This window comes from Microbacterium deminutum (genome assembly GCF_039530205.1).
Lineage (GTDB): Bacteria > Actinomycetota > Actinomycetes > Actinomycetales > Microbacteriaceae > Microbacterium > Microbacterium deminutum.
This window is the reverse complement of sequence record NZ_BAAAOG010000001.1, coordinates 562,548-575,414: the sequence shown is the minus strand read 5'-3', so window position 1 is coordinate 575,414 and position 12,867 is coordinate 562,548. Positions and strand designations below refer to the sequence as shown.

The following is a 12,867-nucleotide window of genomic DNA, read 5'->3' as shown; positions in this document are numbered from 1 at the left end:
GGATCCTGGTGACTCTACCAAGCCCGGCTGCCGACTGCGCGCAGCACGGACATCCCCCAGGTCCGTGGACTCGGTCATGGCAGGATGGTTCGTGTGAAAGGCATCATCCTCGCGGGCGGCTCCGGCACTCGGCTGCACCCCATCACGCTCGGCGTGTCCAAGCAGCTGATACCGGTGTACGACAAGCCGATGGTCTACTACCCGCTGTCGACCCTGATGCTCGCGGGCATCAGGGAGATCCTCGTCATCACGACGCCGCACGACGCGCCCTTCTTCGAGCGGCTTCTCGGGGACGGGTCGCAGTTCGGCATCTCGCTGACCTTCGCCCGGCAGCCCTCGCCGGACGGACTTGCGCAGGCGTTCACCATCGGCGCCGACTTCATCGGCGACGACAAAGTAGCGCTCGTGCTCGGCGACAACCTCCTGTACGGACCGGGCCTCGGCAGCCAGTTGAAGCGTTATACCGATGTCGACGGCGGCGCCGTATTCGCGTACTGGGTCGCCGAGCCGCAGGCATACGGGGTGGTCGAGTTCGATGACGCCGGAAAGGCGGTCTCGCTCGAAGAGAAGCCCGAAAGCCCGCGCAGCAACTTCGCGGTTCCTGGTCTTTACTTCTTCGACAACGACGTTGTGGAGATCGCGCGCCGTCTTCAGCCGAGCGCACGGGGTGAGTACGAGATCACCGATGTCAACCGGCACTATCTCGATCAGGGTCGCCTGCACGTCGAGGTGCTCCCGCGCGGCACCGCGTGGCTCGACACGGGGACATTCGACCAGATGACGGATGCCGCGGACTATGTGCGGACGATGGAGCGCCGCACGGGGATGCGCATCGGCGTGCCGGAGGAGGTCGGCTGGCGTCAGGGATACCTGACGGACGAGGAGCTGCGACAGCGCGCGCAGCAGCTGGTGAAGTCGGGATACGGGAGATACCTGCTCGAAGTGCTGGAAAGAGGACGTTGATGGCCCGCCTGCTCGTGACGGGAGGGGCCGGATTCATCGGCTCCAATTTCGTGCACCACGTGATCGAGAACACCGATCACCACGTGACGGTGCTCGACAAACTCACCTACGCCGGAAACCGGGCGTCGCTCGATGGACTGCCCGGCGAACGGCTCGTCTTCGTCCGCGGTGACATCACGGACGCTCCTCTGGTCGACGAGCTCTTCGCGGACGTCGATGCCGTCGTGCATTACGCAGCCGAGTCGCACAACGACAACTCCCTCGACAATCCCCGCCCGTTTCTCGACACGAACATCGTCGGCACCTACACGCTGCTCGAAGCAGCGCGAAAGTACGATACCCGCCTGCATCACATCTCCACGGATGAGGTGTACGGCGACCTCGAACTCGACGATCCTGAGCGGTTCACCGAGAACACTCCGTACAACCCGTCGTCGCCGTATTCGTCGACCAAGGCGGGGAGCGATCTGCTGGTGCGTGCATGGGTGAGGTCGTTCGGCGTTCGGGCGACGATTTCCAACTGCTCGAACAACTACGGTCCCTACCAGCACATCGAGAAGTTCATCCCACGGCAGATCACCAACGTCCTCCGCGACATCCGGCCCAAGCTCTATGGCAAGGGCGAGAACGTGCGCGACTGGATCCATGCCGACGATCACTCTTCGGCGGTTCTGACAATCCTCGACAAGGGCGCGCTGGGTGAGACATATCTGATCGGCGCAGATGGCGAGAAGAGCAACAAGGATGTCGTCGAGCTCATCCTCAGCCTGATGGACCGCGGGGCCGATGAGTACGATCATGTCGCGGACCGCGCGGGCCACGACATGCGGTACGCGATCGACTCGACGAAGCTCCGCACCGAACTCGGCTGGCAGCCGCGCTTCCGCGACTTCGCGGGCGGGCTGGCCGCCACCATCGCCTGGTACCGCGAGAACGAATCCTGGTGGGCGTCCGCGAAGGCCGCCACCGAAGCGTTCTACGCGTCCAAGGGGCAGTAGGTGATCGAGTTCGGCAAGCAGCTCCAGCAGACCGGAACCGGCATCCCCGGACTCGTGCTCTGGGACCTGCCGGTTCATGGCGACAGCCGCGGGTGGTTCAAAGAGAACTGGCAGCGCGAGAAGATGGTCGCCGCCGGCTTGCCCGACTTCGGGCCGGTCCAGAACAACATCTCCTTCAATGACGCCATCGGCACCACCCGGGGCATCCATGCGGAGCCGTGGGACAAATGGGTCTCGGTCGCCACAGGCCGAGTGTTCGGCGCGTGGGTGGACCTGCGAGAGGGCCCGACCTTCGGTGCCGTCTTCACCGCGGAACTCGACGCCTCACGTGCGATCTTCGTGCCGCACGGCGTCGGCAATTCCTATCAGACGCTCGAGGCGGATACGGCCTACGCGTACCTTGTCAACGATCACTGGTCCCCCGACGCGCGCTACTCGTTCCTGAACCTCGCCGATGAGACGGTCGGGATCTCGTGGCCGATCGCCCTCGCGGATGCCGAGATATCCGAGAAGGACCTCGCTCACCCCCGGCTCGCGGATGTCATGCCGCTCTCGCCCCGCCGAGTTCTCGTCGTGGGAGCCAACGGACAGCTCGGCAGGGCGCTGCGTGCTGAACTGGGCAGCGGGGCACACATCGAATATGCCGCCCGCGACGAGCTCGATATCACCTCGCCTGACCTCGACAGCGCGCGACCGTGGCGCGAGTTCGACACCATCATCAACGTTGCGGCGTACACCGCCGTCGATCTGGCCGAGACCGCGGGCGGGCGCCGGGATGCCTGGGCGGCCAATGCGAGCGCCGTCGCCGCCCTGGCTCGGGTCGCAGCCGCGAACCGCCTGACCATGGTGCACGTGTCGAGCGACTATGTGTTCGACGGAGCCCTCGATCGCCCGTACGGCGAGGACGAACCACTGAGCCCCTTGGGTGTGTACGGACAGACGAAAGCCGCCGGCGACGCGATCGTCTCCACGTTGCCGCGTCACTACATCGTTCGCACGTCCTGGGTCATCGGCGAAGGCAAGAACTTCGTCCGGACGATGGCAGGTCTCGCTGCCAACGGCGCTGACCCACGTGTCGTCGACGATCAGATCGGCCGCCTGAGCTTCACCGACGAGATCGCCCGCGGCATCCTGCACCTGCTGACGTCACGCGCACCGTTCGGAACTTACAACCTCACCGGCGGGGGGATGGAGACGTCCTGGGCGGATGTCGCTCGCTCGGTGTTCGCACTGACCGGACATGACCCGCGGCGAGTAACGGGAGTGTCGACCCACGACTACTTCAGCGGGGCGGCCGGTCCGGTGGCCCCGCGTCCGCGTCGCAGCACCCTCGACCTCACGAAGCTCGAAAGGACGGGCTTCGCCACACGCGACGCGGCTGCGCAGCTCGATGAGTACATACGACGGTCGATCGATGGGAACGGCGCCCGTGCCTGAGGATTCCGGGCCGCGCGTCTCAGTAGTGGTCCGCACCAAGAACCGCCCGGAGTTCCTCCGGCGTGCGCTGGAAAGCATCACAGGTCAGTCCTTCACGCTCTGGGAATGCATCATCGTCAACGACGGCGGAGATCCGGTTCCTGTGGATCAGCTCGTCGAACGGCTCCCACAAGATCATCGGGACCGTATTCGTGTTCTCCACAGCGCGGGGTCGCGTGGCCGGTGGACGTCCGCCAATGCCGGCGTACTCGCGGGCTCGGCGCCGCTGCTGGTGCTGCACGACGACGATGACACCTGGCATCCAGACTTCCTCGCGAGCGCCGTCGCCTACCTCGACGACAACCCCGATCGTGTCGGCGTGGTATCGCGCATCGAGATCGTGTGGGAGGAGTTCGCCGACGGCGAGTTCACCGAGGTGCGCCGCGAGCCCTTCCAGGCGCACCTGCACGACCCGCTGCTCTCGGACACGCTCCTGTTCAACCGCTTCGTGCCCATCGCGTTCGTATACCGCCGCGCGCTTCACGAAGAGCTCGGCCTCTATGACGAACGACTCCCAGTGGTGGGCGACTGGGCGTTCAACCTCCGGGTGCTCTCACTGAGCGCCCTGGAGTTCCTCGGCGACAAGCCTCTCGTGTCCTGGCACCAGCGCGCCGGCACGGCGGGGGCTGGTGGAAACAGTGTCATCGACGCCCGGGATGACCACGCCAAGTTCGACGCGCGCATCCGCGACGAGGCGCTGCGGGAGTATGTCGGCGAGGAAGGTCTGGGCCTGGTGCTCTACCTGACCCAGTTCATCGACCGGCGCTTCGTGGACATCGAGAACGGGATCCGAGCAGAGATCCGGGAAGCCTCGACGTGGCACCGCGCGAAGGACAAGCTCGACCGCACCGTCGCGCGCGCTCTGCCGCGGAGACGGCGACGCTGAAGTCAGTTCTTCATCAGGGCGATCGCTTCATCGACCGGCCCGTCGAAGATCTTCTCGCCTTTGGCGATCACAATTCCCCGATCGCACAGTTCCCTCACCATATTGAGATCGTGGCTCACCACGAGCATCGTGATGCCGCGACCGGTGAGTTCCTTGATCTTCGTCGCGCACTTGGCACGGAATGGTGCGTCACCCACGGACAGCACCTCATCCACGAGAAGGATGTCGAGCTCCACGTGGATGGCCACGGAAAACGCCAGACGCATGAACATACCCGAGGAGTAGTGCTTGACCTCCTGGTCGATGAACTCGCCGATCTCCGAGAAGGCGACGATGTCGTCGAAGCGCTCATCGGTCTCGCGTTTCGACATACCGAGGATCGCCGCATTCAAGTACACGTTCTCGCGACCGGAGAGCTCGGGATGGAATCCGGCGCCGACCTCGATCAGTCCGGCCACGCGACCACGAGTCAGAACACGTCCGCTGTCCGGCTCCAGTACTCCGGAGACCAACTTGAGCGTGGTGGACTTTCCCGACCCGTTCAGTCCCAGCACTGCCACGGCTTCGCCTTCACCCACCTGGAAGCTGAGATTCGACAGCGCGGTGAAAACGTCGGCCCGAACGCGCTTCTTCTTCACCCATCCGATGAACGCCTCTTTGAAGGAGTGGGCGTTGCGGCGGAGGAACACTTTCGAGACGCCGTCCACGACGATCGACGGCCTCGTCACCGTCTCGACGACGATTTGATTGGACATGACTCTCACAGATCCTGAGCGAATGAGCGTTCGAAACGTCGGAAGGTGAACTGCCCGACGACGAGGAACACCACGGTGAGCGCGATGGCCACAGCTGTGTAGATCGTGAAGTGCGGAGGCAGGCCGTGGGTCTGCGTGACGGTCTCTCCCCAGAATCCGGTGTGGAAGAGCTCGACTGCCACTGCGACCGGGTTGCACATGTAGAGGTGGAATGCCCACGGTGGAATATGCTGCTGGACGAGTGGCCAGATATACAGCACCGGAGCCGTCCATACCGAGAACATCCGGATGATCTCCACGAGATTCTGCGCATCACGGAACCGCACATTGATGCCGCTGAAGAACAGACCGATCCCCAGCGCGAACGCGACGATGATCGCGGTCCCGAGGAGTATCGCGCCTACGCCCACGAGGGTGGGGGTCCAGCCCGCGATCAGACAGACGAGCAGCAGAACCGCCACTTGGGGAAGGAAGTGGATGAATGCGACGACGATCGCCGCCATGGGAAAGAGCTCGCGGGGGAGATAGATCTTCTTGACGAGCGACCCGTTGTCCACGATCGCACTGGTCGCGTTGCCGAATGCCTCGTTGAAGAGGTTGACGGCGACAATGCCGGAGAAGAGGTAGATCGCATAGTTCTGAATGTTGTTGTGAGCACCGAGAATGATGCCCATCACGAAGAAGTAGATGACGAACTGCGAAGCGGGCTTCACATAAGACCACGTCCACCCCAGGACCGAGTTGCGGTAACGGGTGGCTGTTCCCTTGCGCACAAGAAGACGCAGCAGGTAGCCGCGGCTGAACACATCGAGAATTCCCTTGCCGCGGCCGGGTACATCGTAGTCGCGTACATCGACGGTGGGCGTGACAGTCACAGATCGAGCTTTCTATCGATGGGCCGCGGGGAGAGGGCGGCGCGAAGACAAGCAATCGTATCGCAGGTGCTCCTGGGAACCAGCCGATCAGCGCCTGCTGCGAGGGAGCGTCGCGATGTAACCGGAGGGCACGATCAGCGGGGTCGGGGTGACGTTTCCGTTCATCGACTTCGCAGTCGCTGCGTCCAGCGGCCAGAGGAAACCCCCGCCTGTCGCGACCGCCAGATGCGTGTGATCGGAGAGGAAGACCTTGCCGGCGATCGGGGGTCCGGTCAGCGTCAATGCGGCGCAGGTCGAGTCGGCGAGGACCGTCACCGCATTTCCGGCGGGATCACCGGAAAGGACCTGCGACAGCGCGCCGAAGGCGGGACTGTAGAGCCCATCACCGCACCGGGCGAAGTGCGTGAGGTCGGCGTGCGCGCTGCGACGCGCCGCGTAGGCATCGCTCACCGTCAGCATCGGGCCATCGACGCCGTACGCCTGAGCCATCGCCCACGTGGGAAGGTGCACGAGGCGATCGCCGTCCGCCAGATACACCGCGTCGGACCCCGGAGCCTTGACGAGCGATCCGGCCGCGATGACCGGGTCGCCGATTGTCAGCCGAGCGAGATTCGCGGGCGAGATCCGGAGGACGCGCGGGAGGCTGCCCGCGCCGATCTGCTTCAACAGCGCCATGGTTGTCACGTGGTGATACGTGCCGTCGGTGGCGGCGAACACGTTAGGCGAGTTCGACGCCTGCACGAACACGGCGGACGGGGGCTCGCTCGACTTCTTCAGCACTGCACAGGTCTCGGGTCCGAGGGTCGATGGACTGAATCCGACCGCCCCGTCCGCGGAAACCGGGCGGAGGGTGCCCGAGGCGCCGAAATAGGTCATGCCGTTGCACGAGACGAAGTTGGAGAGCGTGCCGGATCGCACGTAGCCGGACATCGAGGATCCGGCGACGGAGCGGAACGCCGTACTGGGGAGACCGAGCTCTGGCGCCAGGGCCCACCACGGAAGGTGCAGGAGCCGACCGTCCCACGACGGAAGATAGACCGCCGACCCCTTGATCGCGACAACACGTGCAGCCGGGAACCGAACCGGCCCCTTCGTCATTGCGGCCCGACGGGCCGGCTGCATCATTGCGGTGAAGGGAGTCGAGCCGCCGTTGATGAGGACCAACGTGGCCGCGTCGTAGATCGGCGCCAGCGACGTTTCGTCGATCATGTAGATCGCGCCACCGGCCGCCAGTCGCGCGAATCTCGTCATCTCGGGGCCCGCGCCGATTCGATCGAAGTCGGCGCTGCTCATCCGGACGAGCTTCGAGCAGGATCCGCCCCACATCGCGACGAGGTTGCATGATGCGAATCGGTGGGTCCGCGCGCCGTCGAGGTAGGCCACCGTTCCCGTGGCGGCGCTCTGCAGGTAGAGCGAGGCATCCCCGCCGTTGGCGAAATGCGTCAGATAGTCCGCGCCGACCGGAGCCGGGCGGCCGAAGGTCGCCCGATAGCTCGGCCACTCCGCCGGCATGATGTGGTACGCGGTTCCGCCGCTGATCAGGTAGATGGCTGGACCCACCGAGAACAACACGGTCGACGCAACCTGGGTGGATCCGAACCAGTCGCGGAAATAGCTGTAGAAATTGCGGTTGCCGTAGCTCGAGCATCCATCACCCTGGCCGTAGCCGGCGCGCAGGGCCGCGGTGTTCGGCTGGTAGGGCGTGTAGTAGTACAGGTCGGCTGTGGCCTGGTTCTTCACCGCCACCGGCGAAGAGCCGCAAGCGCGGTTCGGGTGGTACAGGATGCTCCAGGTCCTGGCTGGGGCGTACCAGGTGAAGTACTGGCTCGTCCCGGGCGGATTCGCGTAGCGCTTCAGCTGCCATGCCGCGCCGTACACCTGGTTGAAGAAGCCGTAGTAGCGCGTGTCGCAGGCGGCGGTGTCGGGGCATCCCTGTCCCATCGCCAGGGTGAAGCGGAACTCACTGGGCCAGGTGTGGGTGACAAGCCCTTGCTCCTTCTGCATGGTCACGATGAGGACCTGGGGGTTGATCCCGCACGCCCGAGCGACCTTGTAGACGATCGTCGATGCCCGCTCCCTGAGGCCTCCGGCGTATGCGCCGCACATCGCATCGGCCGACGTGGTGCGCGTCGTGTCGTACTTGTCCTTGAGACAGGTGTAGCCCGCCTGGCAGACGGGTACTTTCGCTTGGAAGAAGCTCTGAATCTGCGCCGCGGACATCGTGCTGCTGTTGAAGAAGACCGCGTCGCTGATGATGTTGCCGGGCGCGAACGTTGTGAGATCAGCCGCCTGTACGAGGGCGGCGGCCGTGGCCGATCCGCTTGCGGCCACCGGCGTGGCGGCCGTCGCCGCTGCGGGAGCAAGCCCGCCGATGATGAGCGCCGTGAGTGTGACGGCGGCCGCGAATCTCGCCCGCGGAAGACCTCGCCGCACCCATGCTCCATTGCCAAGCATGTGAACAGTGTGACGGAAGTGGCGGATGACTACAACGATTCGTGGATTTTCCGCGCATCGACACGCTGTGCTCGGCGAATTCCCGGGCGAGCCGTCACAGCTCCGCGTGCAGCTGCCATACGCGATCCGCGGCCTCGCGCCACGAGAACGCACGCCCGCGATCGCCGGCGAGCACGGCGAGCCGGTCCGCCGCGACCGTGGTCGCGAGCGCGCGCCGCAGCGCGTCTGCCATCCCTTCGACCAGCGTCTCGGCAACCGCCCCCGGGATGACTTCGCCACCGTCGACGATCACCTCGGAGTGCACGGCCGACTCGGCCGCGATGACAGGCACCCCGAGCGTCAAGGCGTCCACGACACGCCACGGGAAAGCCGCGCGGCGCGACGGCGCAACGAGCGCGACGGCGCCGCCCAGGACGGCGGCACGGTCGGGTGCCTCGAGCGCGCCGCGCACGTGCAGGCTGCGCTCGGGGATGCCGGCGGCCGCGGCCAGATCGGCGATGGCGGGCTCGTCGCCGTCCTGCGTGTCGATCACGACCACCGGAAGGTCGATGCCCGACGCTCCGATGGCGGCCAGGCCGATCTGGAGACCGTCCGAGCGCACGGGTCCGCCGCTGAGCAGCAGGAAGCCCTCCGGCAGGTCGAGCATGCGCCGGCGTCCGACCTCGTCGGTGGGCACTGCGAAGCCCAGCGGCGCGGCGCCCGCGATCACGCGGATCCGATCGCCGAGCGGCGCGAGTTCGGCCAGCCGGGCGGCGATGGCGTGGGTCGGCGCGACCACGGCGTCGGCGTGCTTGACCGCACGCTTGAGCATGGCGCGGTGCCAGCCCGCGGTGGCGCGCGGGAGCTCGTCGGCGGCATCCCACGGCCTCAGGTCCCACACGGTGACGACCGTCTGATCGTTGTCGTGCACCCGGTCGTGGCGGACGAGCGGCGCGAACAGCGACGGCGAATGGATCATGCCCCCGCCGATGCCGGTCCCCACGCCGAGCTGCAGCGCGCCGGCGAGTTCGCGGCGCGCCAAGGCGGTGCGCTGCACGCCCGCGAGGCCCGCGACCTCGGAGAGGTCCCCGCGTCCTCCTGCGGGGGCGATCCCCTCGACCTCGCACCCTGCGGGCGCGCCGATCACGAGCGCGCGGGCGAGTTCGCGTGAGGCCTCCGCGAGATCCGGCTCGGTCGGTGCGACGAGCTGGTCCAGCATCACTCGCAGGGTGGCCGTCATATTTCGAGCCTACCCAGCCGGCGCCGAACCGGTCACGGCGCCGGGGTCGCGGTCGGCGTCGGCGGGTGGAGCTTCTGCTGGACGAGCTGCTTGATGTACGCGTAGTCGGGCCGATACTCGTCGACGCCGCCCTCGGGGGTCAGCTCGATCGTCGACACGGGGTTCTGCTTCGCCTTGAGCGCGAGGTCGGCGAGGAACGGGATGAGCGACTGCGGCAGATCGGTCTGGACGATGTCCGCGCCCGCGGCCGCGACATCCTGGAACCGTGTCAGGACATGCTGCGGTGTGAACTGCGCGAGGATCGCCTCCTGCAGGATGCGCTGCCGCTTCATCCGGTCGAAGTCGGATGTCGTGTACCGGGAGCGCGCGTACCACTGCGCGGTGTCGCCGTTCATGTGCTGCGGACCGGCCTCGATCCAGCCGATCGCCCAGTCCTCGGCGGGCTGCCCTTCGTAGGCGGGTCCGCCGCCCTCGGGCAGACGCTCCGTGACGGTGATGTCGACGCCGCCGAGCGCGTCCACGAGCGAGGCGAACCCGTGCATGTCGATGAAGACGTAGTACGGGATCTTGATACCGAGGATCCCCTCAGCGGCGTCTTTGGTCGCTTCGACGCCCGGCGACGAGCCATGGGCGACCGCGTCCGGGTAGAGCGCATTCCCGTTCTGGCAGACCTCGACCTCGGTGCGCAGCTGGTTGATCCCGCTCCCCCAGCCGCATGTGGCGTCGGCGTGACCCGTGTGTCCGTTCGGGTACTTGTCGTGCATCGGGCCCGCCGCGAACGGGAAGTCCGGCATGTCGCGCGGGATGCCGGTGATCGTCGTCGCGCCGGTGGTGGCGTTGACGGAAACGACCGAGATGCTGTCGAACCGCATCGAGTCACGGCCCACGCCGCTGTCGGCGCCGAGGAGCAGGATGTTGTAATAGCCGTCGGAGGGCGGCACCGACGGGCCGCTCGCGCCGAAGATCGAAGCCAGGGTGCTGCGCGTGACGCCCGCGATGTTGGACGCGTACGCGGCGGCGCCGCTCGAGACGAACGTGAGCACCACGGCGACGATCGCGATCGCGAAGCGCGCGCCCCCTCCGGTCTTCACCAGGCGCACGAGGCGCAGCGTGTCGACGGTCAGCACGATCCACAGCGCCGCATAGGCCAGGCAGACGCCCTGGGCGATGAGCAGCACGAACCAGTTCGTGGCGAGGGTGAGGAACAGCGGCTGCCAGAGCATCGCGCACAGGATGCCGAGGATCAGCATCCCCCACATCACCAGCGTGGACGCGAGACCCACCTTCGCCAGCCGACGATTGCCCGCGGCCGCCTGCGCGGAACCCGGCATCAGGAAGTTCAGGATGACGAGCCACCACCCGCGCCGGGTCATGAACTCGCGCGAGCCGGTGTCGGGGTAGCGCAGCGGGCGGTCCTCGATCACCTGCCGGGACGCGGCGCGGGGGGCGGTCGGCCGCGGCGGACTGACGACGCTCACAGGGACTCCTTGAGCCGCCGGTTCTTCTGTTCGACCTGCCCCTCGAGGTCGCGGGCGTAATCCTCGACGCGGGTCGCGGTCGCGTCGTCCGATGCGCCGAGGATCCGCACGGCCAGCAGCCCGGCGTTCCTCGCCCCGTTGATGGACACCGTCGCGACGGGGATGCCTGCAGGCATCTGCACGATGCTCAGGAGCGAGTCGAGCCCGTCGAGGGTGGAGAGCTGCACCGGAACGCCGATCACGGGAAGCGGGGTGACGGACGCGAGCATGCCCGGCAGGTGTGCCGCGCCGCCGGCGCCCGCGATGATGACCTTCAGGCCGCGTGCGCGGGCCTCACGGCCGTACCGGATGAGCTTGTCGGGCGTGCGATGCGCCGACACCACCTCGACCTCGTGCGGGATCTCGAAGTCGGTCAGAGCCTGCGACGCGTCGCTCATGACGCGCCAATCCGAGTCGGAGCCCATGACGACGCCGACCAGGGGCGCATCCGAGGAATGTAGCGGTCGGGTCACCCGACCAGGCTAGGGGGCGCGGCTGGAAGAACCCCGCAACAACGCGGCCCGCGATGGCGATCCCGTTCGACCGGGTGCGGAAGCCTCAGTCGAGGAACAGGGATGCCGCAGCCCGCGCCTGGTAGGCGACATCGTCGAGATCGTCCCCCGTCACGGTGACGTGCCCGACTTTGCGCCCGGGACGCGGCGCCTTCCCGTAGGTGTGGATCTTCGCCCGCGGGTGTGCGGCCATCGCCGCGTCGAATCGCTCGTCGAGACCCCCGTCGGCCGGTCCGCCGAGGATGTTCACCATGACCGCCCACGGCGTGCTGCCCGTCGCATCGCCGAGCGGCAGGTCGAGCACGGCGCGCAGGTGCTGCTCGAACTGACTGGTGACGGCCCCGTCCTGCGTCCAGTGCCCGCTGTTGTGCGGACGCATCGCGAGCTCGTTCACCAGGAGTCGCTGGTCGGTCGTCTCGAACAGCTCGACCGCGAGCATCCCCACCACGTCCAGACCCTCGGCGATGCCGACCCCGATGCGCGCCGCCACGTCGCGCATGCGCTCGCTGGAGTGGGGGGCGGGCGCGATCACCTCGGCGCACACGCCGCCTCGCTGGACGGTCTCGACGATGTCGTACGCGCGCACCTCGCCCGACGGGCGCCTCGCGACCTGCTGCGCGAGCTCACGCGAGAAGTCGACGAGCTCTTCGGCGAGCAGGGCGCCGCCGCGAGCGTCCTCGGCGAGCGCGGCGAACCAGTCCTCGGCTTCGACGGCGGCGTCGACCACGCGCACGCCCTTGCCGTCGTAGCCGCCGCGCGGCGTCTTCACGACGGCTCGGCCGCCGTGCGCGTCGATGAACGCCTGCAGCGCCCCGACATCGGTCACGGCGGCCCAGTCGGGCTGCGGCATCCCGAGCTCGGCCAGGCGCGCGCGCATGAGCAGCTTGTCCTGGGCGAAGCGCAGGGCGCTGGGGCCGGGCCGCACCGCGACGCCCGACTCGACGAGAACGGCGAGCACCTCCTGCGGGACGTGCTCGTGGTCGAACGTGACGACATCCACGGTGCGGGCGAATCCCAGCACTGTGCCAGCGTCGCGGTAGTCGCCCACCGCGACGGCGGCGAGCGAGGCAGCCATCGCGTCCTCCTCGGCGAGCACGCGCAACTCGACTCCGAGCTCGACTGCGGGCGCGATCATCATGCGCGCCAACTGACCTCCGCCGACCACTCCGACTCGCAGCGCCATGCCGCTCCTTCCGTCGCCTCCATCATTCC

The 12,867-nt window shown here is 67.1% G+C and carries 11 protein-coding genes; 4 read left to right on the top strand and 7 right to left on the bottom strand.

Annotated features, from left to right (window positions below):
• Nucleotides 1-93 precede the first annotated feature (93 nt).
• Genes rfbA through ABD212_RS02495 form a run of 4 tightly spaced genes read left to right on the top strand, consistent with a single transcriptional unit; the run spans nt 94 to nt 4,323 of the window.
• Nucleotides 94-963, top strand: a complete 870-nt coding sequence (gene rfbA / locus ABD212_RS02510; RefSeq protein ID WP_344090846.1) for a glucose-1-phosphate thymidylyltransferase RfbA — start codon at nt 94-96, stop codon at nt 961-963.
• A complete protein-coding gene (rfbB, locus tag ABD212_RS02505; RefSeq protein WP_344090844.1) occupies nt 963-1,961 on the top strand; it encodes a dTDP-glucose 4,6-dehydratase in 999 nt (332 codons plus the stop codon). Before rfbA ends, rfbB begins: the two co-directional genes overlap by 1 nt.
• On the top strand, nt 1,962-3,398 hold the full coding sequence (locus ABD212_RS02500) for a sugar nucleotide-binding protein (RefSeq protein ID WP_344090842.1): 1,437 nt from the start codon (nt 1,962-1,964) through the stop codon (nt 3,396-3,398).
• Nucleotides 3,391-4,323: a glycosyltransferase family 2 protein gene (locus tag ABD212_RS02495; RefSeq protein ID WP_344090840.1), complete on the top strand. Its 933-nt coding sequence runs from the start codon at nt 3,391-3,393 to the stop codon at nt 4,321-4,323. Before ABD212_RS02500 ends, ABD212_RS02495 begins: the two co-directional genes overlap by 8 nt.
• 2 nt (nt 4,324-4,325) lie before the next feature.
• Here ABD212_RS02495 and ABD212_RS02490 read toward each other — a convergent pair whose 3' ends face one another.
• The 7 genes from ABD212_RS02490 to ABD212_RS02460 all read right to left on the bottom strand — a co-directional run bounded on the left by ABD212_RS02490 (nt 4,326) and on the right by ABD212_RS02460 (nt 12,838).
• A complete protein-coding gene (locus ABD212_RS02490) occupies nt 4,326-5,078 on the bottom strand; it encodes an ABC transporter ATP-binding protein (RefSeq protein WP_344090838.1) in 753 nt (250 codons plus the stop codon).
• A gap of 5 nt (nt 5,079-5,083) precedes the next feature.
• Nucleotides 5,084-5,953, bottom strand: a complete 870-nt coding sequence (locus tag ABD212_RS02485; RefSeq protein WP_344090835.1) for an ABC transporter permease — start codon at nt 5,951-5,953, stop codon at nt 5,084-5,086.
• Nucleotides 5,954-6,040: 87 nt separating this feature from the next.
• Complete coding sequence (locus ABD212_RS02480; RefSeq protein ID WP_344090833.1) at nt 6,041-8,407, bottom strand: hypothetical protein; 2,367 nt, start codon at nt 8,405-8,407, stop codon at nt 6,041-6,043.
• A 94-nt stretch (nt 8,408-8,501) separates the two neighbouring features.
• Nucleotides 8,502-9,626, bottom strand: coding sequence for a glycosyltransferase (locus tag ABD212_RS02475; protein WP_344090831.1), 1,125 nt, complete (start codon nt 9,624-9,626; stop codon nt 8,502-8,504).
• A 32-nt stretch (nt 9,627-9,658) separates the two neighbouring features.
• Nucleotides 9,659-11,104 carry an LCP family protein gene (locus ABD212_RS02470; protein WP_344090829.1) on the bottom strand — a complete coding sequence of 482 codons (1,446 nt, stop codon included), beginning with the start codon at nt 11,102-11,104 and terminating at the stop codon, nt 9,659-9,661.
• Nucleotides 11,101-11,568 carry a 5-(carboxyamino)imidazole ribonucleotide mutase gene (gene purE / locus ABD212_RS02465; RefSeq protein WP_344092387.1) on the bottom strand — a complete coding sequence of 156 codons (468 nt, stop codon included), beginning with the start codon at nt 11,566-11,568 and terminating at the stop codon, nt 11,101-11,103. Before purE ends, ABD212_RS02470 begins: the two co-directional genes overlap by 4 nt.
• Nucleotides 11,569-11,701: 133 nt before the next feature.
• The gene (locus ABD212_RS02460) at nt 11,702-12,838 is read right to left on the bottom strand and encodes a 5-(carboxyamino)imidazole ribonucleotide synthase (RefSeq protein WP_344090827.1); all 1,137 of its coding nucleotides are present in this window, start codon (nt 12,836-12,838) and stop codon (nt 11,702-11,704) included.
• Nucleotides 12,839-12,867: the final 29 nt, after the last annotated feature.

Excerpts from the sequence above, each read along its gene's own strand:
- rfbB (WP_344090844.1), top strand. The coding sequence starts at position 963 with ATGGCCCGCCTGCTCGTGACGGGAGGGGCCGGATTCATCGGCTCCAAT.
- ABD212_RS02490 (WP_344090838.1), bottom strand. The coding sequence starts at position 5,078 with ATGTCCAATCAAATCGTCGTCGAGACGGTGACGAGGCCGTCGATCGTC.
- ABD212_RS02480 (WP_344090833.1), bottom strand. The coding sequence starts at position 8,407 with ATGCTTGGCAATGGAGCATGGGTGCGGCGAGGTCTTCCGCGGGCGAGA.
- ABD212_RS02475 (WP_344090831.1), bottom strand. The coding sequence starts at position 9,626 with ATGACGGCCACCCTGCGAGTGATGCTGGACCAGCTCGTCGCACCGACC.
- purE (WP_344092387.1), bottom strand. The coding sequence starts at position 11,568 with ATGGGCTCCGACTCGGATTGGCGCGTCATGAGCGACGCGTCGCAGGCT.
- ABD212_RS02460 (WP_344090827.1), bottom strand. The coding sequence starts at position 12,838 with ATGGCGCTGCGAGTCGGAGTGGTCGGCGGAGGTCAGTTGGCGCGCATG.